20 protein-coding genes are annotated in these 23,959 nt (G+C 32.9%); 8 read left to right on the plus strand and 12 right to left on the minus strand.

Going from position 1 to position 23,959, the window contains the following annotated elements; genetic code table 11:
* Window positions 1–120: 120 nt before the first annotated feature.
* Entirely contained in the window at window positions 121–573 is a 453-nt protein-coding gene (locus OZP09_RS12470) for a hypothetical protein (RefSeq protein ID WP_223682283.1), read from the minus strand.
* A 449-nt stretch (window positions 574–1,022) separates the two neighbouring features.
* On the opposite strand from OZP09_RS12470, the gene OZP09_RS12475 reads away from it, so the two are divergent.
* The 4 genes from OZP09_RS12475 (at window position 1,023) to recA (ending at window position 4,265) form a co-directional block, all read left to right on the plus strand.
* On the plus strand, window positions 1,023–2,171 hold the full coding sequence (locus OZP09_RS12475; protein ID WP_281309468.1) for a DNA polymerase III subunit: 1,149 nt from the start codon (window positions 1,023–1,025) through the stop codon (window positions 2,169–2,171).
* 6 nt (window positions 2,172–2,177) lie between these two features.
* The gene (locus OZP09_RS12480) at window positions 2,178–2,561 is read left to right on the plus strand and encodes a DoxX family protein (RefSeq protein ID WP_269234037.1); all 384 of its coding nucleotides are present in this window, start codon (window positions 2,178–2,180) and stop codon (window positions 2,559–2,561) included.
* 30 nt (window positions 2,562–2,591) lie between these two features.
* On the plus strand, window positions 2,592–3,101 hold the full coding sequence (locus tag OZP09_RS12485) for an acyl-CoA thioesterase (RefSeq protein WP_269234038.1): 510 nt from the start codon (window positions 2,592–2,594) through the stop codon (window positions 3,099–3,101).
* A 156-nt stretch (window positions 3,102–3,257) separates the two neighbouring features.
* Window positions 3,258–4,265, plus strand: a complete 1,008-nt coding sequence (recA, locus tag OZP09_RS12490) for a recombinase RecA (protein WP_223682384.1) — start codon at window positions 3,258–3,260, stop codon at window positions 4,263–4,265.
* 527 nt (window positions 4,266–4,792) lie between these two features.
* On the opposite strand, the gene OZP09_RS12495 is transcribed toward recA, so the two are convergent.
* Complete coding sequence (locus OZP09_RS12495; protein ID WP_281309469.1) at window positions 4,793–5,539, minus strand: lysophospholipid acyltransferase family protein; 747 nt, start codon at window positions 5,537–5,539, stop codon at window positions 4,793–4,795.
* 187 nt (window positions 5,540–5,726) lie between these two features.
* Between OZP09_RS12495 and trpS the strand changes: the two genes are divergently transcribed.
* Entirely contained in the window at window positions 5,727–6,701 is a 975-nt protein-coding gene (gene trpS, locus OZP09_RS12500) for a tryptophan--tRNA ligase (RefSeq protein WP_269234040.1), read from the plus strand.
* 75 nt (window positions 6,702–6,776) lie between these two features.
* Here trpS and OZP09_RS12505 read toward each other — a convergent pair whose 3' ends face one another.
* Together OZP09_RS12505 and dprA are read right to left on the minus strand one after the other, a co-directional pair.
* Window positions 6,777–7,625, minus strand: coding sequence for a hypothetical protein (locus OZP09_RS12505; protein WP_269234041.1), 849 nt, complete (start codon window positions 7,623–7,625; stop codon window positions 6,777–6,779).
* 72 nt (window positions 7,626–7,697) lie between these two features.
* Window positions 7,698–8,798, minus strand: coding sequence for a DNA-processing protein DprA (dprA, locus tag OZP09_RS12510; protein WP_269234042.1), 1,101 nt, complete (start codon window positions 8,796–8,798; stop codon window positions 7,698–7,700).
* 243 nt (window positions 8,799–9,041) lie between these two features.
* Between dprA and OZP09_RS12515 the strand changes: the two genes are divergently transcribed.
* Both OZP09_RS12515 and OZP09_RS12520 read left to right on the plus strand, forming a co-directional pair.
* A complete protein-coding gene (locus OZP09_RS12515; RefSeq protein WP_269234043.1) occupies window positions 9,042–9,995 on the plus strand; it encodes an HU domain-containing protein in 954 nt (317 codons plus the stop codon).
* A gap of 57 nt (window positions 9,996–10,052) precedes the next feature.
* Window positions 10,053–10,454: a hypothetical protein gene (locus OZP09_RS12520; protein ID WP_281309470.1), complete on the plus strand. Its 402-nt coding sequence runs from the start codon at window positions 10,053–10,055 to the stop codon at window positions 10,452–10,454.
* 39 nt (window positions 10,455–10,493) lie between these two features.
* Here the strand turns inward: OZP09_RS12520 and OZP09_RS12525 are convergent, their stop codons facing one another.
* From OZP09_RS12525 to OZP09_RS12560, 8 genes are all read right to left on the minus strand, one after another.
* Window positions 10,494–11,255, minus strand: coding sequence for a hypothetical protein (locus OZP09_RS12525; protein ID WP_269234047.1), 762 nt, complete (start codon window positions 11,253–11,255; stop codon window positions 10,494–10,496).
* Between the two features lie 50 nt (window positions 11,256–11,305).
* The gene (locus OZP09_RS12530) at window positions 11,306–13,585 is read right to left on the minus strand and encodes a helix-turn-helix domain-containing protein (protein ID WP_281309471.1); all 2,280 of its coding nucleotides are present in this window, start codon (window positions 13,583–13,585) and stop codon (window positions 11,306–11,308) included.
* A gap of 101 nt (window positions 13,586–13,686) precedes the next feature.
* The gene (locus tag OZP09_RS12535) at window positions 13,687–14,262 is read right to left on the minus strand and encodes an OmpH/Skp family outer membrane protein (RefSeq protein WP_269234049.1); all 576 of its coding nucleotides are present in this window, start codon (window positions 14,260–14,262) and stop codon (window positions 13,687–13,689) included.
* A gap of 246 nt (window positions 14,263–14,508) precedes the next feature.
* On the minus strand, window positions 14,509–15,357 hold the full coding sequence (locus OZP09_RS12540; protein WP_269234051.1) for a class I SAM-dependent methyltransferase: 849 nt from the start codon (window positions 15,355–15,357) through the stop codon (window positions 14,509–14,511).
* A gap of 75 nt (window positions 15,358–15,432) precedes the next feature.
* Entirely contained in the window at window positions 15,433–15,939 is a 507-nt protein-coding gene (locus OZP09_RS12545) for a GNAT family N-acetyltransferase (protein ID WP_269234052.1), read from the minus strand.
* Window positions 15,940–16,159: 220 nt separating this feature from the next.
* Window positions 16,160–18,031 (minus strand): tRNA uridine-5-carboxymethylaminomethyl(34) synthesis enzyme MnmG, encoded by a 1,872-nt coding sequence (mnmG, locus tag OZP09_RS12550; RefSeq protein ID WP_269234053.1) that lies wholly within the window; start codon window positions 18,029–18,031, stop codon window positions 16,160–16,162.
* Between the two features lie 398 nt (window positions 18,032–18,429).
* Window positions 18,430–18,849 carry an rRNA maturation RNase YbeY gene (gene ybeY, locus OZP09_RS12555; RefSeq protein ID WP_269234054.1) on the minus strand — a complete coding sequence of 140 codons (420 nt, stop codon included), beginning with the start codon at window positions 18,847–18,849 and terminating at the stop codon, window positions 18,430–18,432.
* The gene (locus tag OZP09_RS12560; RefSeq protein ID WP_269234056.1) at window positions 18,846–22,259 is read right to left on the minus strand and encodes a coiled-coil domain-containing protein; all 3,414 of its coding nucleotides are present in this window, start codon (window positions 22,257–22,259) and stop codon (window positions 18,846–18,848) included. Before OZP09_RS12560 ends, ybeY begins: the two co-directional genes overlap by 4 nt.
* A 163-nt stretch (window positions 22,260–22,422) precedes the next feature.
* Here OZP09_RS12560 and gltX point away from each other — a divergent pair, with 163 nt between their 5' ends.
* On the plus strand, window positions 22,423–23,928 hold the full coding sequence (gltX, locus tag OZP09_RS12565) for a glutamate--tRNA ligase (protein WP_269234057.1): 1,506 nt from the start codon (window positions 22,423–22,425) through the stop codon (window positions 23,926–23,928).
* Window positions 23,929–23,959 lie beyond the last annotated feature (31 nt).

Consider the following 23,959-nt stretch of genomic DNA (forward strand, 5'->3'; position numbering starts at 1 on the left):
TCTAAAAAAATTAGAATACATCGAAAACGAGTTGTTTAAAGACCCTTTTTAAAATGTCCACATGAAATTTAATTCATATTTTTTAGACATCTTAAAAAAGGTTTTAAAATATTTCAAAAATTACATTTCATTCAATTCGTTGAATTCATGTAAAGATTTCAATGTTCCTTCGTAAAATAAAATTGCTGCTATTAAATTTGCCTTGTCAGAGTAAGGCATCATTTTTCTTTGAAAATCTACAGTAGTATCTAAGAAAGTAGTGGTTCCTAGAGCTTGATTTTCTAAAGATTTTTTATGTTCATTATCGTCCGGAATACCTAAATCCGCCATAGTAACACCTGGTTTTGTAACCAAAGCGATATAAGGAAGTGTTTTTACCAATACCTTGATACGCTCAATGTATAACTCCAATAATTCTCCTTTTTGCATACCACTTAATTCTTTTTGGTCGTGATATTTACGAATAAGAGCTGTTGTACTAATAATACTTTTTGGAGCATTTTTAGCCTGGGCAGATACAGCCCCTGTAGTCAATAAAAAAAATACACTTAAAAAAATAATTTTCCCTTTCATAGATTCTTATTAAAAGTTTGTTGTTGATGAAAACAAAAATATGTAAATTAACTTAATTTGCAACTTTAATATTTTTTTTTTTGAAAAAAAGACTTAAAAAAAACTTAAAATTACTCTTAAAATCCTCTGAAATAAGGACTTCGCATGTGTTAAAATTTATTTTGCCCAAGCACTGATTATGTAAGATTTTTATCCGTTTATAAATTGAAAAAGCATTTTTTAACAGTAATATATTAGATAAAAAAGTGTTGATTTTATACTTGATTCCAAAAAACTATTAACAAAAATATCTTAATATCTGTTTCAAATAATATCAATGTTAACAAAACTTAACAGAAAAAAAATTAACAATTAAGTTAAAAACAAATTATCTGATAAAAAATAAATATGATTATTAAAGTTTAATTTATAATATTTTTGACTCTATCAATTTCTTATATCTTTGCTCTATGCAATTTTCACAAATTTTAGGTCAGGATTACATCAAAAGCCACTTAATTAAAAGTGCTTCTTCGGGAAGAATTCCACATGCACAATTATTTATAGGGCCAGAAGGCTGTGGCACATTATTAACTGCTATCGCCTATGCGCAATACATTTTATGTAATAATTCAGGTAATGAAAATTCAAATGGAAATGATTCCTGTAATCTGAAATTTGAAAATATTTCGCATCCTGATCTTCACTTTATATATCCAACAGTAACTACAGAGGATGTTAAAACAAAACCTAAAAGCTTGGATTTCATTCAGGACTGGCGAACATTTATTCAGGAAATGCCTTACGGTGGCTTATTTGACTGGTATAAAATTTTGGGCGTACAAAACAAACAGGGCGAAATTCGTGTAGAAGATGCTCAGGAAGTTCTAAAATCGCTTTCACTAAAATCATATGAAGGCGGATATAAAATTATGATTATCTGGATGGCTGATAAAATGAATATTGCTGCCTCTAATAAATTATTGAAACTATTAGAAGAACCATCTGATAAGACCATTTTTATTCTGATTTCGGAAAATGAAGAAGACATTATCCAAACTATACGCTCACGTTGCCAGGTAATTCACTTTAATGGTTTACCCGACAAAGTAATTTCAGAAGCATTAGTTTCTCGGGAAAATATAGATCTGAACTTAGCTAAAAAAATTGCACATCAGGCACAAGGAAATTTTAACAAAGCACTTTCCTTATTAAAAGATGATGATTCTGAATATCCTTTTGAACAATGGTTTGTTAATTGGGTCCGTGCCGCATTTAGGGCTAAAGGAAATGCTGCGGCCATTCAGGATCTAATTTCCTGGAGTGAAGAAATTGCCGGTCTGGGCCGGGAAAGTCAGAAAAAATTCATCCAGTTTTGCATTGAAATGTTCAGACAGGCACTTTTGCTAAATTATGAAGCACCTGCTTTGGTTTACATCGAACCAAAAGTTGATAAATTTAAGCTGGAAAATTTTGCTCCTTTCGTAAATGGAAACAACATTCATCTTATTTTCAAAGAACTCTCAGATGCTATGTACCATATCGAAAGAAACGGAAATGCAAAAATAATCCTGACTGATTTATCCATAAAACTTACTCGTTTAATTCATAAAAAATAATTTGTAATGACTAATGTTGCTTCTGTTTTACTGTTGATTTTTTTGGCTTTGACTTTTTTACAATCCGGCTATGAGAAAATTTTTTACTGGAAAGAAAATGTTACATGGCTTAAAGAACATTTTGCTAAAACTATTTTAAAAAATCAGGTTCCACTTGCGCTTCTTCATCTCTTAATTTTAGAATTAATTTCGGGAGTTTTATGTATCGTTGGCGCTATACAATTAGTAACAAAAAGCGGCCGTGAGTTTGGCTTTTACGGCGCTATTTTTTCTTGTATCTGTTTATTAATGATGCTTTTCGGCCAACGTTTGGCTAAGGATTATGATGGAGCAAGAACTATCGTAATTTATTTTATTCCTGCCGTAATGGCGGTTTACTGGCTGAATTAATTAGCCTTTTTTTAATCTTACCAAAAGAAAATGAATCCAAAACACCCTTCAGAATCTCTGACTATACTAACTGATTTAGTTTTACCAAGCGAAACGAATCCTCTAAATAATCTTTTTGGAGGTGAATTACTGGCCCGTATGGATCGTGCTGCCAGTATTGCTGCACGAAGGCATTCACGCAGGATTGTGGTAACTGCTTCTGTAAATCATGTTGCTTTTAACAGGGCAATTCCACTTGGAGCTGTAGTCACAATAGAAGCAAAAGTTTCCAGATCTTTTAAAAGTTCCATGGAAGTTTTTATTGATGTGTGGGTAGAAGACCGTGAATCCGGAAGCAAAACCAAAGCCAATGAAGCCATTTATACTTTTGTAGCAGTGGATGATAGCGGAAGACCTGTTGAAGTACCGCCCATTGTACCTGAAACTGAGCTCGAAATTCAACGTTTTGATGCTGCCTTACGCCGTAAACAATTAAGTTTATTATTAGCAGGCAAAATAAAACCTGAAGATGCAACAGAATTGAAGGCTTTGTTTTTATAGTACAATTTGTAACAATTTGTAACAATGAACTTCAAAAAAAAGAAGTATTTTTACAAATTACAAGCCCATACAAATCTAAATCAGGAAGTTATTAATTCTGATTTATTTTGAAAAAGAATTTATAAAATTTAGATGAAAGAAAAAGAAAAAGAAAAGATGAGTTCAGAGAAAGATGCCAAATTAAAAGCGCTACAACTTACGCTTGACAAATTAGATAAAACTTACGGAAAAGGAACCGTAATGAAAATGGGCGACAAAGCCATTGTAGAAGTTGAGACAATTTCTTCTGGTTCCCTTGGTGTTGATTTAGCACTTGGAGTAAACGGATATCCAAAAGGGAGAATTATCGAAATATATGGTCCGGAATCATCTGGTAAAACCACTTTAACATTGCACGCCATTGCTGAGGCTCAAAAAGCAGGTGGAATTGCTGCTTTTATTGATGCTGAACATGCATTCGACAGAAATTATGCTGAAAAATTAGGGGTAGATATCGAAAACCTGATTATCTCTCAGCCTGACAACGGGGAGCAGGCTTTAGAAATTGCTGAAAATCTTATTCGTTCAGGAGCAATTGATATTGTCGTTATTGACTCTGTTGCTGCTTTAACTCCGAAAAGCGAAATTGAAGGTGAAATGGGAGATTCTAAAATGGGTCTCCATGCTCGTTTGATGTCTCAAGCCTTAAGAAAACTTACCGGGACTATCAGCAAGACAAATTGTACTGTTTTCTTTATCAATCAATTGAGAGAAAAAATAGGTGTAATGTTTGGTAACCCTGAAACTACTACCGGTGGTAACGCTTTGAAGTTTTATGCTTCTGTACGTTTGGATATTCGTCGTTCAGCACAAATTAAAGATGGTGAAAACGTGATCGGAAACAGAACTAAAGTAAAAATTGTAAAAAACAAAGTTGCTCCACCATTTAAAACTGCTGAATTTGATATTATGTACGGAGAAGGTGTTTCTAAAACCGGAGAAATACTAGATTTAGCTGTTGAATTTGATATTATTAAAAAAGCAGGTTCATGGTTTAGCTACGGTGATACTAAATTAGGACAAGGACGTGATGCAGTTAAGACTTTAATTAAGGATAATCCTGAATTAGCTGATGAATTAGAAATAAAAATTAAAGAACACATCAAAGAATTGGCTAACGCTTAAACTTTAAAATCTGTAAGTTACAGAATCTGTTAAACCCGACATTTAAGTTTGTCGGGTTTTTTATTAAAAAAACTACGCAACCTTTTATAAAATATATCATCGTTATAAACGACGTAAAACTTTGAAAGTTTGTCATACTACTTTCAATACTTTTTAGGATAAGTTTGGTTGGTTATTTTTAATAAAAATCCGTTAGTTTTTTGTTTTGGTTACTAGCGGGTTTTTATTATTTAAGATTTTCTCCTTTTTTACGCAACCTTTTTGATTATCAGTCATCTATATTAATAAATTAATTGAGTTTGATGAACTCTTTTTATCAACGTTAATATTTTCAAATCATGAAAGAAAAAAAAGAAGTTCAGTTGGATAAAAAAGGTAAAAATAAGAAGTCAAGAATTAAAAAAATATTACGGTTCATCTCAGATAAAATAATTCACAGATAAAATTTTGAATATAAAAGGGGTTTTAATTCAAAATTAAAGCCCGGCAAGCTAAAAAGTTTGCCGGGCTTAATTCTTATAAACTGTTTAATTTTTCTTTTTAAATTCAAGTAATCCTTTGTAAATCAATTGTCTTATTTCATCACGAAGGTCTTTTCTATTTTCTCCTGTTAATCCTTTTGTTTCAATAAAAGAGAAAATTTTTGCTCTCATTTTGCCCGGGCTACCGCTTAAAAATGTATAAGAAAAACGTTTTTTATTATCCGCGAAAACGATTGGAACAATTGGAATTTGATGGTCTATAGCCAACCTGAATGCACCATCTTTAAATTCATCTAATAAAATTGATTCATCATCAGGAACACCTCCTTCAGGAAAAATACAAATACTAAGCCCCTGATTAAGTCTGTCCTGAGCTCTTTTAAAAACTTCATTTTTACTCTTTGAAGAATTTCTATCCACTAATATACAGGTTCTTTTGTAGAAAAATCCAAATAACGGAATCTTTACCAATTCTTTCTTTCCAACAAAAACAAATGGATTTCTGATAATTGCCAGCATAAGCATAATATCTGTCATTGAAGTGTGGTTCGCTACAATCATGTAACTTTTTCCTTTTTCCAATTTTTGCAGACGCTCGGTTTTGTAATGAAAACCCATTCCGAAAAGGATAAATTTTGCCCAAATCCGGGCCATTTTAAAAAAATAGGGATATCCGCTTTCCGTTATAATTGAAGCCACTAAAAATGGCAGCATAATCAATATTGGAATGGCCATTAAAATGTAGAACCAAATGCGCCAAAAAATCCAAAAAATAATTTTAATTCCTTTCATAACTTCAAATGTAAGAAAACAGATGTGAATTTAGATTTTCGATGGACAGATTTTTGCTATTTTAAAAAAACAAAACCTGAAAAGACTAAGAACATTGCGAAAAACTTTGCGAACTTTGCAATAGAGAAAATAACTTTTCGGATATTGTAAAAACTTTGCAATATTTGCGTTTAAGAAAAAAATTAGAATGGCAAAAATACTAACCGGTGTTCAGAGTACCGGAACACCACACTTAGGCAATTTATTAGGAGCAATTATTCCCGCGATCGAATTATCAAATAATCCGGCAAACGAATCGTATTTGTTTATAGCCGATTTGCATTCGATTACTCAAATAAAAGACGGAAAAACATTAAGAGAAAATACGTATAGTACTGCTGCAGCATGGCTTGCATGTGGCTTAAACCCTGATAAAGTTACATTTTACAGACAATCTGATGTAGTACAAACGGCTGAACTGACATGGTATTTAAGTTGTTTCTTTCCTTATCAACGTTTGACTTTAGCGCATTCTTTCAAAGATAAATCGGATCGTTTAGATGATGTTAATGCAGGACTGTTTACTTATCCGATGCTAATGGCGGCTGATATTTTATTGTATGATGCCGAATTTGTTCCGGTAGGAAAAGACCAATTACAGCATCTTGAAATTACGCGTGATGTAGCATCTCGTTTCAATCACCAAATGGGTGAAACCTTTGTGCTTCCGGAAGCTAAAATTCAGGAAAACATCATGCTTATTCCAGGAACAAACGGGGGAAAAATGAGTAAATCTGCTAATAATATCATCAATATTTTTCTGGATGATAAGGCGTTACGTAAACAAGTAATGAGTATTGAAACTGACAGTACTCCGCTTGAAGATCCTAAAAATCCGGATACCTGCAATGCGTTTGCTATTTACTCTCTTTTAGCAGATGAGACTCAGATTACTCAAATGAGAGCGAATTACTTAGGAGGAAATTATGGTTACGGTCACGCAAAACAAGCCTTATTTGAATTGATTACTGAGAAATTCAAAACAGAAAGAGAAAAATACAATTACTACATAAACAACCTTGAAGAAGTAGATACACTGTTAAAAAAAGGTGCCGCAAAAGCATCTATTGTTGCTGATGGTGTACTAGCAAGAGTTCGGGAAGTTCTTGGATTTGGAAAATAGAAAATTAAATAAAAAAGCCTGAAAGAAATTACTCTCTCAGGCTTTTTTATGTTGTTTAAATTCTATTTTAATAGTTTAAGATCTTGACAACGCGATAATTAAGCGAATTACAATAACTATGACCGCAAAGATTGTCCAGCCCGAAACACCAGAAGAACCTCCTGAATGGTTTACTCTTTCTACTGTTGCATCAAGAGTGTCTTTATTTTTTCGGAACAAAGCATTCAGATCATAATTAATGGCATTATAGTTTACCAAAGATGAAATCATTGGACTCATTAGTTCATATCTAATTGCAGAATTACTATGCAAATTATAAACCTTGTTGTAAACCGCTTTAATTTTCTCATCTTTTTCAGTTGATCTAAAATGAGAAACTAAAACATAAAAACTGCGATATTTAAGAAATTCAACTGTTCTGTTTATATCACTCAATTGCAAATTTCCATTAATTGAATCTATCGCAAAATCAAGCTTTTCAGATATTTTTTTGCTTAGATTTTCCATAGAATTTTCAGGAAGATATTCTTTTACTGCCAAAAGATCATCAATATTATCGAATCGGTTCTGTGCTATTAATTCATTTAAAATCAAATCTAGATCTTTGGATAAAAATTTATCAATAAACGCCTGAACATCAGATTTACTTGAAGAAACTGTATAATCAGAATTAAATCTGTTTCGTGAATAATTCTTTTTAGAGAAAAAATTATATAAAATCCGATTATTACAAATAAATAAAAGTTGCCCGGCAAAGTTATTCATGGCAAAAATTAAATTATCTCCAAGATCAGGCTTCACATTTGCATTACCTGATCGTTCAATTTCAAATTGCTTTCTTGCTTTTTCAATGTCTTCAGAACTGAATTCTCTAAGGTTCTCCTTGTAAATGCCAGTATTTTCAAATAGTTCAATTATATTCATTTAAGTATGATTTTTGGTTGAACAAATATATTCTTTATATCATTTAATCCAAATTTAAGTGTTAAAAAAAACTTAAATAGCTTCAAACAGCTTTCCAGGCAAAGGTCTGATTAATCCTTTTAGTTCCATATTTAAAAGAATCCCTGATATTTTATAAATCGGAAATTCGCATTGGAGTGCAATTATATCGAGCAGTTCTTTTCCGTTTTTAATCAGGAAATCATAAATTTTTTGTTCTTCCTGTTCCAGTTCAATAAATAGTTGTTTCTGAACGGGTTTTATATCGCTTTTGATATCCCAATTGAGCATGTAAACCAAATCAGCAGCACTAGTTAGTACATTCGCTTTTTGAGTTTTAATGAGTTGATTGCATCCCTGACTATATTTGTCAGTCACACGGCCGGGAACGGCAAAAACATCACGGTTATAATCATTCGCAATGTTGGCAGTAATAAGCGAACCTCCCCTATCAGCAGATTCTATTACAATTGTAGCTTCAGTCATGCCCGCAACGATCCGGTTTCGTCGAACAAAATTCTCTTTATCAGGATTGGTTGTGCTCCAGAACTCAGTTATAAAACCGCCATTCTCCTCCATTTTTGACATGTATTTTTTATGTGCTTTAGGATAAATTTGGTTTAATCCATGAGCTAAAACACCAATAGTCTGCAGTTTATTTTCTATTGCCAGCTGATGCGCCACGATATCAACTCCATATGCAAAACCACTAACAATTATGGGATCTAAAGGAGCCAGATCTTCAATTAACGTCCTGCAAAATTCAATTCCGTATGAAGTAATTTGCCTCGTGCCTACTATACTGATTATTCTCTTATTTTTTAGATTAATATTTCCGGCAGAAAAAATTAAAACCGGGCAATCAATACAATGTTTTAAACGATCTGGATAATTTTCATCTTTAAAAAAAGAGACTTGAATATGGTTTTTAGTGATGAAATCTAGTTCCTTATTGGCCTTTTCGAAAACAGTTTTGTCTTTTAGATTCTTTAGTAATACTGAACCAACACCATCTATAGCAGCAATTTTATTCGTTTTTGCCTTGAAAATATCTTCGGCACTTCCAAAATTTGCTAATAATTTTTTAGCCATAATATCTCCAACGCCCTCTACCCGAAGTAAGGCTAATACATAAAATAAATCTTGTTCTGACATGGCTTGTATAATTTTTTAAAGGATGAAATTTTTAAAAACAAGATTTGTTTTCGTTTTGGCAAATATAATAATTAGAAGTAAATTCTTTCAAAAAATAAACTTTTGAAAGTCAAAAATAATTAATCACAAAATGAAAAATAATGTAACTTGCTAAAAAATAAATACATATCAAAATATGCAGATTGTTAATAAAAATTGTGAATAAATTTTTGATAACTATATTGGATGCATAACTTTGTTACTATGAAAATCGAAACTTACATCTCGCAGTTATTATATCGTTATCAGTGTGTAACGGTTCCAGGATTTGGTGCATTCTTAACAGAAATGCAGCCGGCACAGCTCAATGAAAGCACAAATTCGTTTTTTCCACCTAAGAAAATGGTCTCCTTCAACAGTCAAATTAAAAATAATGATGGCTTGTTGGCTAATCATATAGCTAATACAGAAAAAACATCGTATGGTTTTGCTGTTAGTGCGATTGCTTTTGAAATTTTAAATTGGAAAAAGGCTTTAGAAGAAGATGGAATTTTATATTTAAAAAATATTGGTGAAATTCGTTTGAATAGTGATAACAATTTAGTTTTCAGTCCAAACCAGCAAAATAATTACTTGACAACTTCATTTGGATTGAGTCCTTTTGTTTCGCCTTTGGTAAAAAGAGAAAATTTCGAGAAAGAAATTCAAAGAATTGAGGAGAAAGAACCTGCATATGACGAAGAAAGAAAATCTTCAAATTCGTATTTAAAATATGCTGCAATATTTGTTTTGGGTCTTGGAATTACCGGAAGCATCGGATATCCACTTTATCAACAAGAAATTGCAACACAAACGCTTGTTGTTGAAAGCACTGTACAAAAAAAGGTACAGAACAAAATTCAGGAAGCTACCTTCATGATCCAGAATCCTTTACCGGCAGTAACGCTGTCTGTAGATACTTCAAAAACAGAAACTGTTGAAAAGACAATGCCATATCATATTATTGCAGGTGCTTTTAGAAGTGAACAAAATGCTAAAAAAGCATATAATCAACTAATAAAAAATGGCTATGATGCCAGGATGCTTGGTGAAAATAAACACGGATTATTTCCTGTTTTGTATGGAAGTTACGCGACTATGGCTGAAGCTGAAAAAGCACAAAAAGAAATACAAAAGGCTGAAAATCCGGATGCCTGGATATTAGTTGAAAATTTATAATGCCAGACGTAAAAGTACATTCATTTTGTTATTTACTTTAAAAACAAAAAAAAGATTATGAAATTTACCATTCGAGTATTTTTAATTGTATGCCTTTTTTTAACCTCACAAGGCTATTATGCACAGCAAACACCTGTTCAATCAGAAAAAGCGATTCAGGAGGCTAAAAAAGCTAAAGAATATCAAAATAAAGTAGATAAAGAGCAGAAAAAAATTGACAAGCATCAGCGAGAGGTTAAAACCGCAGAAAAATCTATTAAGAAAACAGAAAAGAAAATAGAAAAACAAAAATCTGCAAATCAAAAAACGGAAAGTCAAATTGAATCCAGCAAAAATTCTGAAGAAGAAATTCAGAAACTAAAAATAAAATCTACCAAACAAAAGCTTGAAATAGATAAACTGGAGCTCAAATTATTACAACAAAAAAAAGAATTAGACCAAATTAGAACGTCTTTTTAATACAAAAAAATCCTATTCTGAGCGAATAGGATTTTTTGTTTAACGTGGAACAATTTCAGCGTCCTGGGAAAGAATTACTTTTTTGTTTTGGTAAATAGTCAAACCTGCCGGAGCAGTACCATTTTCTCGTAGAGGCGATATATGACATTCGTAAATATATTCTCCTTTTTTAAATTCAAATCGATGATTTCCTCCATTTCCATCTAAAATCAACTTTCCCTTAGTAATTACCAAATCAGGTACTTCACTCATTGCTTTTTTTATCGACCAGGATGCATAACGGTAATTCTCATTTCCTAAATCATCTATTCTGATCCGGAACTTGCTGGTTTCTAATACACATTCAGGTGCTTTAAACTTTGCTATTGAAGAATGCAATTTTGCTTTCTCTTTAGCAATTATTTTGCTTTTCAAATCCTTTTCGAATTTAGACTGGTAATTTATCGAAATCAGGCGTCCGTCTGTATCAAACCATACTGTGCCCTGATTAAGCACAATACCTCTCCAGCCCATTTCTGACCAGTCTTTCACAGGATTAGATTTTACGATTTCATTCTTTAGGACATCATCAAAAATCTCATCGTATCGCTTTATGAATTCAGTTTTGTTTTTGATTGTTGGTATTGGATATTCCCTTTTGAAAGGATACGAAATCATATCCGCGACAGCCTCTTTTTTATCATTTTTTACATTGTTGATGAACGTCTTTATGAACTTTTGATATCCAGGTTTTAAATCCTGGCCTAAAGCTAAATTTGAGAATACGCCAAGGAATAATAGAATTATGATTTTAAATTTCATTTTTTATAAAATAATCTGTGTTTTACGTGAAACATTTAACTTAAAGATACTTAATTTATACTTGCTTTGAACATTTTTAACTCATCCCAGGTAAATTCATCACCGTGTTTTTCTTTTAATCCGTTTAGGGATTCCTCCTGATAAAATTCAAAAGCATCACGCAGTGCCAGTATCTTATCGTACGGTAGAACATCCGAGATTTCGATTTTTTTTGCCTGAATCAATTTAACCAAATGCATTTCAATAGTTTGTACAGTAAGCTTACGCATTCGGGCAATATCCTGAACCGAATTTTTCTCGATCCACAAATCGTATGTTTCTTCTACAGTAGTTTTCTTAACTGTTTTTGGGTCGTTTTTATCTAATTTTTTTGCAGTATAGCGCATAACTGGCTCATCAAGTTTGAAAATATCAGTATTACTCATTTGAAACTCCTCACGTATTTTCGAAATCTTATCTGATTTGTAATTTTTAATCGCTGTAGACGTTAATTTTTCCCTGCAGATGGTTTCTCCCGAAACAACTATTTCGATCAGTAATTTGGCCTTCATTAAGTGTAAAACAGCCTTTGTCTGAAGATCATCCAATAACGCTAATTCTTCATAAAATTCTTTTACTTTTTTGAATTTCTGAATTTCAGCCATTTTCTGAAGAAGATCTGTAACCAATTTATCCATTGGTTTAAAAAAATAATCATAAGCCGCCACTACCCTTTCCTGAACAAAAAATAAATCAACAGTTTCTTTACTAAAAATTTTATTGAGCTGCTGCACAAATTTTTGCGAAGGGTTAATGAGTAATTCAATTATTTCAAGACGTTTATGAGCCCAAACGGAATGTTTTGATTTTTCGGAATTAGCAGCATTTTCGTTATAACTAAATCTGTGATTACGCCATTCCTGAGCTAAATCAGACCAGTTAAAACTGTTAATCAAATAGTTATGAATAAAATTCTTGGTTTCGAAGTGCAACTGTTTTTCTAAAATATCTTCAGTTGCTTTATTCAAAGCATAATCCATTACATCCTGATCGTTTGAAATACCATTCATTTGAAGCGGAGAAAGCAAAATAAGCCCTTTTAAGGACGTTAAACGAGACAATGCAACATATGCCTGCCCGGGCAAAAAAACCTGCGATACATCAAGCGCAGCTTTCTCAAAAGTCAAACCCTGACTTTTGTGTACTGTAATCGCCCAGGCTAATTTGAGCGGGTAATGCGCAAAAGTCCCTAAAACCTCCTCTTCTATTTCTTTTGTAAGCTCATTTATTTTGTAGCGAATGTTTTTCCATTCGTATTTTTCGACCTCAATTGTTTTATTCTCTTCCGGAAAATGCACAAAGATTTCTTCTGCCGAAAGTGATTTTACAACACCCATCTTTCCGTTAAAATATCTTTTATCAAAAGATAGATCGTTTTTGACAAACATAACCTGTGCCCCTACCTTCAATTTCAGATTTTCTTCAACCGGAAAGATCTTTTCGGGAAAATCGCCAACAATAAAAGGCTGATAAGCATATTCATTTCCGGCCAAATCTCCAATTGCCTGTTCGTTGATCGAATCAGCCTTTGCATTGTGAGTTGTGAGCGTAATATAACCGGGATTATTTTTCAAATCAAAATCTGGTTTGACATATTCGTTTAAAATTTGAATATCCTCAGGCGTAATCTGATTATTTCGAAGATTATTCAAAACGGAGATAAAAGAATCATCAGTCTGTCTATAAATCTTAGATAATTCTATATAAAGCGGTGGATTTTGCTGAATTACATGCGAATGAAAAAAGAATTTTCCTTTGTAATAATTCCGTAATGTTCGCCATTCTTCGTCCCGAATGACTGGCGGTAATTGTAGTAAATCCCCAATAAAAAGCACCTGAACACCTCCAAAAGCCTGCGTATTTTTCCGTACTGTCTGCATCATAAAATCTATAGCATCCAGTAAATCAGCGCGTAACATACTTACTTCATCAATAATCAGCAATTCCATATTACGGATCACATTACGTTTTACATTATTCATTTTGAAATGCCTGCGTAAAGTTTCCTTATTTTCAAATTTAACCGTTTCTGTAAACTGGGAATTGTCTTCATATGACGGAATAAAAGCCGAAAAAGGCAATTGAAACATTGAGTGAATCGTTACTCCGCCAGCATTTAAAGCAGCGATTCCTGTAGGGGCAACAACCACTGTATTTTTATGCGTAGTGGCGATAATTTCACGTAAAAGCGTGGTTTTGCCTGTTCCCGCTTTGCCTGTCAGGAATATCGATTTCTGCGTTTGATTGATGAATTGTAAAGTGTAAGCAGCTGCTTCTGAGACGTTTTGCATTTGGCGTATATTGAACACTAAAAGTATCGCATTTTTATAAAATAAAAAAACCTAAATCTGTTGCTAGATTTAGGTTTTAGAATAGTTAGTTATTTTGGTTATTATTTCTTAGCCTCTTCTTTCGTTGCAGCTTTGTCATCTGCTTTTGGCTCAGCTTTATACTTATCGTTCAAAGCCTTAATAATTTCTTTTGTAATGTCATATTTGTCTTCTGCATATAATACAGTTGCAGCATCACCTGTACCGTAGATATATGAATATCCGTTTTTCTTACCGTAATCTTTAATGAATTTTTTCACACCACTAACAAGAGAATCCATTTCAACTCCGCTTTCTTGCTGTAATTGCTGAGCTAACTGTTGTTGAGCATACCCCAATTGTTGTTCTCTTTTTTGCAATTCAGCACCTCTTTGTTGTGCCCAGGCCTGACCGTTTGCCTGTGCCTGACTTTGAAAATTAGCAGCATCTTGTTTGAAACGATTTATCTCAGCTTGCAGTTGTCTTCCTTTTTCTTCTGATTGGGCTTTGTATTTTGCTTCAAGGTCTTTTGCTTCAGTATACTCTTTCATCAAAACCGAAGTATCTACGTAAGCTGTTTTTACTTCCTTTACTTCAGCTGTTTTGTTACATGAAACAACGAAAACCGAAAGTGCGATAATTACTAATGCTTTTTTCATTTTTATGAATTTCTATTTTTTAATGTATGGATGACAAAAATATAAAAAAATAAATAGCATCGACATAAAGTTTAAAAATTGGACAATTTTTATGATATTAATTTTATTTATCAGAGAAAAAACAACGATAAATAAACATTATTAAAATCGGCTTTAATAGCTCGATTTAAAGGCGATTTCAAAAAAAATCCGATATTTCTCCTCGATTAAGCCGAAATATCGGCTTAAATAAGCTTAAAATGCGTTTTAGTTGTTTTTTAAGACATAAATGTGTGATGAATACTCTTTTGTACTTGATGCTTTTAAATTCGATCGTAAACCCACGAAAAATGCTTTTATAAAATTCATTTTTCCGGTTTTATATTTTTCAGAAAGTAAACTCACATAAAAAGAATCAAATTTCATCGGAAGCACTTTTTCCAATTTCATGTCGACTTTTTCGAACAGCGATTTTATGGCTTTTTTAGAGAAATGCCAAAAATGAATTGGCACATCAAAAGCTGCCCAAAATTCTCCGTAATGTTTTGCGTCATACGATTTGAAATTTGGAACCGCAACAATTAATGTTCCAGTTGGCTTCAATAATCGCTTCAATTCCTGAATTTGTAATTCCAAATTTGGAACATGTTCCAAAACGTGCCACATCGTAATTAAGTCAAAAGAATTATTTTCGAGTTCGCTGATTTCTTCTACAAACTCAATTCCTTTTTTCTTTGCAATTTCTTTTGCTCTTTCGCTTGGTTCTACCCCAATAGTTTTCCAGCCATCATTTTTTGCTGTCAATAAAAAATCTCCGGTCCCGGCACCAATGTCTAAAAGTTGCCCTTTTTGAAATTGCTCGGAATTAATCAAATTCAGTTTATTTTTTAAAGCGATGTTTTTTACAAAATGATAGGCTTTTTCAAAAACTGAACGTTTGTTATCTGTATGCGAAATATAATCTTCGCTTTCATAATATCTTCCTAAGTTTTGTAAATCTGGCTGCGGAGATGTAATCAGCATATCCAAATCTTCATCATAATACAATTCAAAAATTTCTTTAGAAACCGAATGATCTTTTACAGTAAGAAAATGTTTTTTGTTTAAAACGTCCATTTATAATTTTATGTTTTTGATTTAATTTCATAGTAAACCCTAAAAACGAAAGTTCCATTTTTAGTGTCTGTTGTTTTATTTATTTTGAATGTTCCAGTTTATTTTGACACCAGACATTTTCTGATTTTCAATTCTTGTTTCTGCACAGATTGTAAATCCGTTTTTGATATAAAACAACAAAGGAGATTTATAAAATTCCTTATTTTGCTTTACATTATTTTCGTGATCAACAACCCAACCGTTCAAATCTTCTTTGTTCTTTTTTAATTCATTCATCAATAAAGATCCTTTTCCTGTTCCCTGAATTTCTTTATCTAAAATTATTGCAAACCAATCTTCACCGTCTCTTAAAAAAGTAAATGCCCAGCCTTTTGTTTTACCTTCATCGTTAATTAGAAAGTAATGCTGTTTTTCAGTCAAAGGATCAAGATAAACATCGAATTCGTCAATAGTTTGATAATTCAATTTTTGTGCATATTCATTATTCCAAAGCTGCAATAAGACTTCTTTATCTTCATCAGACAAAATTTCTCTTTCAACAATTTTTATAAAATTGAATTTAAATTTCAGCTCTTTTGTCATTCCGAGGAACGAGGAATCTTCGTAAGTAACTCCACAATTTAAAGAACAAAACTTTGTCGATCTAGCAATGAAGATTCCTCGTTCCTCGGAATGACAAACTATATTAATTTCAAAACAGTTCCACGTGGAACAATTAAAAAATTTGTTTCAAGTTTCACATTTAAAGTTTCACGTTATGTTGGAACCTGAAACAAACAAAACCTGATGCTTGAAACAAATTTTACCTTCCCATATAAATCAAAAGCACAGAAATATCACTCGGAGAAACTCCGCTGATTCTTGATGCTTGCGAAATTGTAACTGGGCGAATTTTTGACAACTTTTGTTTTGCTTCAATCGACATAGATTTGATTTTATGATAATCAAAATTCTCGGGGATTTTTACCTCCTCAAGTCTTGTCAATTTATCTGCATTGTTTCTTTCCTTTTCTATATAGCCAGAATATTTAACCTGGATTTCGGCTTGTTCTAAAATTTCCTGATCCAGTTCATTTTCTTCAGCGTATGCTTTCACTTTTTCAAACTTCATCATATCCTCCAAATCCAATTGTGGACGTGAAAAAACTTTAAACATTTTATCACCCTGAGAAATTGGCGCACTTTCTTTAGCTTCTAAAATTGGATTTGTTTCTGCAACCGAAACGCTAGTTTCTTTAAAGAACTGAACCATCTTTTCAGATTCATTTAATTTACGTTCCATTCTTCGCAAACGAGCTTCAGAAGCCAAACCAATTTCGTATGACATTGGCGTCAATCTAAAGTCGGCATTATCTTGTCGCAACAATGTTCGGTATTCTGCTCTGGATGTAAACATGCGATAAGGTTCTTCTGTTCCTTTCGTAATTAAATCGTCGATCAAAACTCCGATATAGGCTTCATCTCGTTTTAAAATTAACGGTGCTTTTTCGTGTACTTTTAAATGCGCATTTATTCCAGCCATCAAACCTTGAGATGCTGCTTCTTCATATCCTGTTGTTCCATTTATTTGTCCGGCAAAATATAACCCTTCAACCAACTTTGTTTCCAAAGTATGTTTCAATTGCGTCGGTGGGAAATAATCATATTCGATTGCATAACCCGGACGTAGAAATTTCACTTTTTCAAAACCGGCAACTGAACGCAACGCTTTAAATTGAATATCTTCCGGAAGCGAAGTTGAAAATCCGTTTACGTAAACTTCGCACGTTTTCCATCCTTCTGGCTCCACAAATAATTGGTGACGCTCTTTATCTGCAAAACGATTTATCTTATCTTCTATCGACGGACAATATCTCGGACCGATGCTTTTTATTCTACCGTTGAACATTGGCGAACGATCAAAACCTGATCTCAAAATATCGTGAACATCCAAAGACGTATACGTCATATGACAAGATCTTTGTTCGGTCAATGGAACGGTCAAATCAGAATACGAAAACTTATCTGGTTTTGCATCTCCTTTTTCTTCGTTCATTTTAGAATAATCCAAAGAACGTCCATCGACTCTCGGCGGCGTTCCTGTTTTCATTCTTCCAGATTCAAAACCTACTGCAACCAAATCTTCGGTAATTCCGAAAGCGGCACTTTCGCCCGCTCTTCCTCCACCGAATTGTTTGTCTCCAATATGAATCAATCCATTCAAAAAAGTTCCGTTTGTCAGGACAACAGATTTAGATCGAATCTCAACTCCAAGCGAAGTTCTGATTCCTTTTATCTTTCCGTTCTCGATAATCAAACCTTTTACCATCTCCTGGTAAAAATCCAAATTTGGAGTTCCCTCCAACATCATTCTCCATTCTTCCGCAAAGCGCATTCGATCACTTTGAACTCTTGGCGACCACATTGCAGGTCCTTTTGATTTGTTCAACATCTTAAACTGGATCGCAGTTCTGTCTGAAACAATTCCGGAGTATCCTCCAAGTGCATCAATCTCACGAACGATTTGGCCTTTTGCGATTCCGCCCATTGCAGGATTGCAAGACATCTGCGCGATGTTCTGCAAACTCATTGTAACCAATAAAGTTTTTGATCCTAAATTTGCAGCCGCTGCCGCGGCTTCTGAACCGGCATGACCGGCACCCACCACAATAACATCGTATTTTTCTAAAAACATTTTGTTTTATTTTTTTTATTTCAGGTTTCTCTTCTTTTGATGTTTCAAGTTTACTGTAAATGTTTCACGTGGAACTTTTCTGTTGTTTCAGGTTTCTTTTTTTTTTATATTTCGAGTTATCTGAAACATGTTTCACGTGGAACATCTCTTTTGCTTTTCGGTTTATTTATTTTAATTTTTCAAGTTATTTCTCTACTGATGTTTCACGTGGAACACCGAACTAATTAAACTTTAAACAAAAAAATTAAAACAAAATTTATGTTCCACGTGGAACGAATTTCATTTAAACCTAAAACTTAAAAACGTTCCACGTGGAACGTTTGATTAATTTGATGCAAAACTTAGAATTATGTTTCACGTGGAACATGAATTCTAAACTTTAAAGAGAGATGTTTAAGTTACAGTTCCACGTGGAACATCGCTATTTTTTCATCTTCTTTCGAACGCATTAACTCTGCATCTTTATCTGTTTTGTCTTTGTATCCACAATAATGTAATATACCGTGAGCTAAAACGCGTTTCAATTCTTCATCAAAAGAAACATTAAAGTCCTTTGCATTATCTTCTACTCTTTCTATAGAAACAAAAATATCTCCGTTTAATTCGTTTCCGACTGTATAATCAAAACTGATAATATCAGTTAATGTATCGTGATCGAGATATTCAATATTGATCTTATGAAGATATTCATCATTACAAAAAATGTAATTTATCTCTCCTTCGTTTTTCTTTTCAGAAACAATTACAGCGCTCAACCAATCAGTAAAGGTTTTTTCGTTTTTTAAATTAAAATCTGTTTCGTAATTAAAATTGATCATTTTGTATTAAAATATTTTTGAACCTTTTGGTTAAAATTTGAGCGCAAAGGTAGCGATTGTCTATTTAAAATTTCTACACTATTTAAATAATCTAATAATGAGCTTGGTAATGCATTTGTTCTGTTTGTAAATTCAGTCTTGTTTGTTTCAGATTGACGCTTCGTATCCTGACCTTGTTGCTGAACTGCGTTATTTAATTTTAATAATTCTTGTTGAATATTTAAGATCCTTTGCAAGTTCTCATTCTTAAATCCTTTATTTAAAAGTTGCTTTTCAGATTGTTTCATTTGTTCAATAACAGATCTTCCTTGAGCATCTAATCCTTTTTTGGCTAACTCCTTTTGCAACTCTTCGCGAAGCTTAACTTGCTCTTTGTAGATTTCCATTATCTTTTCTGCATCCCCTTCTCCATCATCACCGTCTTTATTATCCTTCTCTCCTTTTCCGTTTTTACCGTCTTTTCCAGAAACACCTTTATCGCCACCTTTGCTCTGACCTTCTTTTCCTTGTCCATCTTTGCCCTGACCACTTTGTCCTTGTCCTGTTTTTTGGCCTTGACCTTGTCCCGGTTTGTCGCCAGGTTTATCTCCGGGTTTCTCACCTTGCTTCATCCCGTCTTTCATTTTATCTGCAAGACCTTTTTGTTTTTGAATGATATCTGGTAATTGCATCCCTTGTCCATCACCCGGTTTTGGTTTTCCACTTCCTGGTTTAGACATCGACATCTGCATATTGTTTAAAAGATCACTTAAAAAATCGGCTAATTTATTTGCAGATGAAACAGCATATTGTTGATGCGAAACTCCTTTTGGAACCTGAACGTCTGTCAAAGATTCAATAGCTTTGTCTACATTATATTGTACGTTTCCAATTTCCTTCGTTACATCTTCAGCTACTTTTGGGTTTCTTAAAGACAAAGCAAACAAACTATCATCGACATGTTTGAACTGTTGTTTTAAATTCTGCTGTACTTTTATATTCTTCGTATATATAGAAGAACCCAGTTTCATAGATTTGAATTGTTTCATTACATCTTCCTGAGTTAATGAATATGCCAGAAGATTATCCAAAACCTGACGAAGCATTGCAACGTCTTCTTCTAATTGTTCCTGATCTCCACCTTCCATACTGGAATCCATTTGTTGAGCCATACTCTTCATTTTCTTAGAAGCACTTTTCTGTTTTTGCTTTGCCGAAGAAGTATTCTTTTTGTTCAATTCATCAGATGCTTTTTGTAAATCATCTTTCAAATCTTTTTCTTTAGAAGCATCTGACGGAATATCCATTGGCTTCTTTAAGGTTTCGTTTTCCTTTTTTAAGTCTTTTAAATCTTCCTGAATTTTATCAAAAGCCTTATTGATTTCTTCCTGCTTGTCCTGAGTGTTTTCTTTTTCTTTGTTAGAAAGATCTTCTTGCTTTTCTGCTAGTTTATTTAATTTCTCAGCAACTTGTCCAGCTTTCTTTTCTACATAAAAACGCTTGGTCAATTCAACTAATTGTTCTAAATTTCTGGATTGATTTTTACTGATTTGTTTGAACTTTTCCATTTTATCAAACAACTCTTCACTATTTAATTTGTCATTTAGGTTCTTTAGTTCGTCTAATAGTTTTTGATTTTTTTCTAAATCTTTATCAGCATTCTCTAAACGTTTTTGTAAATCTTCTGCCGTTTTATCCTTTTTATCGTCTTTGTATTTATCTAAATTCTTGTTCATTTTCTCAGCAAACTGTTTCATCATTTCGTCTTGTTGTTTCTGACGTTTGATAAAATCGTTAATCTTTTGCTGATCTTTAAATTCTAAATTGTCTTTTTCTTTTCCTGCATTTTGGATTTTATCCATTTCAGAAATCTGTTTGGTTTGGTTCTTTAATGATTTAGATAAACTGTTTATATTTTGATTTTGCTGTTGCAATTCTAAATCATGAACTTCATCTGTTGTAGAAACTCTGTCTGAAAAAACAGAAGACTTTGTACTCTTAAAACCATGTGGTGCATCGTTATCAAAAACTTCAAAATAGTATTCGTAAGACACTCCTTCTTCGACAGGCAAATTACTTGGAAATGAAAAAACGAACTGATCAAACACAGCTTGCTTTACTGGAATGGTTCCACGCTTTGCAGTTTGTGGTTTGTTACGCTCGTAGAAAACTACTCGTAATTTTGATAAACCATAGTCATCTCCTAATCTTCCTAAGACATAATTTTTATCTAATTTCAAACTGTCTGGAGCTGGTGCAACGGTAATTGTTGGATGCTGATCTTTGATAACAGACAGCTGATAATCCAGTTTTTCGTAGTTTTTAACCTTATTATTCGAAGTAAGAATTTGATATTCTGTATTTTGAGCAATATTTTTACTCAATTTAAACTCATTTTCAGCTTTATTAAACTTTAAAGTTGCGTTTTCATCCTTCCAAACAATCTCCTGAGTCGACTGTGTATTCATTCTCCAAGTTACCAAAGTACCTTCAGGAACGATTGCATTTCCAGTTCCCTGAATGGTTTCTGATTTCTTTTTTAAGTAAGAAGGAAAATTCAAAACCATTTCGAAGTTGGCAATTGATGGAACGGTGATTACTTTTAATTCATATTCTTCAGATGAAACTGAATTTCCTTCAAAAGAAAAAGAAACATTTTCAACCGGTTTTTCAATCTTGAATTCGAACTTTCCTGGCTGAGAAGATTCCATAAAATAACTTTCATCACCAATATGGATCATGACATTTTCGGGAACAACGTTTCCTATTGATTCCATTTTTACAACAAAATCTTTGTTCTGTTCTGTTTGCAAATTTGAATTAAGAACCACAAATTTGAAAGGTGCCGGAGGTAAAAATGTAGCATTAAAATGCACTACTCTATTTAAACTTTGAGAAATGATATTGCTGTTTCCTGAAATATAAAATACGGCAAAAAGCAAAATTGGAATAAGTGCTAATGGTAAATATTTTCTATTTGAATTAAAATTGATCGCATTTCCAAACGGAATTGGTTGTAATGAATTTGCTTTTTGCTCTATCGAAGCCAACATTAATTCTGAACTTTCTGCCGAATTCTCAGAAGCCGAAAGCTGTAAAAAGTTCGTTAGTTTATCACTTACTTCTGTAAAATGATTTCCGATAATTGCCGAAGCATGATTATAATCGATTCCTTTTTGAAGTTTGAATAACTTAAAAATCGGAAATAAAATAAAACGGAACAAAAGGAAAACTTCTACTCCAATAAAAAGCCAGAATAAAAGTGTTCTTCCCAGAGGTTTTAACCAAAGGAAATACTCAATAAAAAGCGTAAACAAAAAATACAAAAGTCCAAAACCGGTAAAAAGAAGTATTCCTTTTATAAGTTCATTCGTGTAATATTTTTTAATAAAAGCTTCCAGCTTCGCGTATATGGCAGACGTTGTTTTCAAAATGAATCTGTTTTATTTATAACCCATAAAAGTAATAATTTTAATTAGATAATGATGAATTAGAAAATTAGTCAATTAAGCTACAAACAAGCCTTTATCTAATTATCTTCATTTTCAAATTATCTAATTATGAGTTGTATCTTTGCATCAAAATTTATACAAAATGTCAAAGCAAGTTCGTGTGCGTTTTGCACCAAGTCCAACAGGACCTTTACATATTGGCGGAGTTCGTACTGCCCTATTTAATTATTTATTTGCCAAGAAAAACAAAGGCGTTTTTTATCTGAGAATTGAAGATACAGATCAGACTCGTTTTGTTCCCGGAGCTGAAGCTTATATTATGGAAGCTTTAGAATGGTTAGGAATAGCTCCTGAAGAAACGATTGGAAAGAATGAAAAATATGGTCCGTACAGACAAAGCGATCGTAAAGATTTGTACCAACAATATGCAGATCAGCTGATCAATTCTGGTTGGGCATATTATGCTTTTGATACTCCGGAAGCACTTGATGCTTTGAGAAAAGAACAAGAAGCAGAAGGAAAAACATTTATTTACAATCATACAAACCGTGAAAAATTGCAAACTTCTTTGGTGATTTCTGCTGATGAAGTGGCGACGAGAATTGCAAATGGAGAACATTATGTTATCCGTTTTAAAACTCCGGTTGACGAAACTTTACATTTAAAAGACATCATTCGTGGAGACGTAAAGTTTGAAACGAATCTTCTTGACGATAAAGTTTTGTTTAAAAGTGACGGAATGCCAACGTATCATTTGGCCAATATTGTGGATGATCATTTAATGGAAACTTCACATGTAATTCGTGGTGAAGAATGGTTGCCGTCTATGCCACTTCACGTTTTATTGTACAGAGCTTTTGGTTGGGATGTTCCGGAATTTGCACATTTACCTTTGATTTTAAAACCTATTGGAAATGGAAAATTATCTAAAAGAGATGGTGATAAATTAGGATTTCCTGTGTTTCCATTAGAATGGAAAACAGAGGAAGGCATTTCATCTGGCTACAGAGAGAAAGGATTTTTCCCGGAAGCTGTTATTAACTTCCTTGCTTTGTTAGGTTGGAATGACGGAACAGATAAAGAATTATTTTCTCTAGAAGAATTAGTAGAAGCTTTTGACTTAAACAGAGTGCATAAATCGGGAGCAAAATTTGATCCTGAGAAAAACAAATGGTTCAATCATCAATATCTTATCAAACAAAATGATGCAGATTTAGCGAAAGACTTCACTCCTATTTTAGTAGAAAAAGGTGTGGATGTTTCTAAATTTGATGTGACGAGAATTGTTTCTTTAATTAAAGAAAGAGCTCATTTCGTTTCTGAATTTTGGGATTTAACTGATTTCTTTTTCCAGTCGCCAACATCTTATGATGAAAAAGCAAGCAAAAACTGGAAGGAAGATACGCCGGCTTTAATGCAGGAATTGATTTCAACTTTAGAATATATTGATGGTTTTGATTCTGCTAATATCGAAGCAATTGTAAAAGACTGGTTAACCAAAAACGAAATTGGAATGGGTAAAGTAATGCAGCCTTTCAGATTAAGTTTAGTTGGAGCATTAAAAGGCCCTCACCTATTTGATATTGTAGAAATCATCGGAAAAGAAGAAACTATTTCTAGGATACAGAAAGCAATTGCTACTTTATAAAAACAAAAAAGTCCCGGTATTATCGGGACTT

The sequence above is a fragment of the Flavobacterium flavigenum genome (assembly GCF_027111255.2).
Classification (GTDB): Bacteria; Bacteroidota; Bacteroidia; order Flavobacteriales; family Flavobacteriaceae; genus Flavobacterium; species Flavobacterium flavigenum.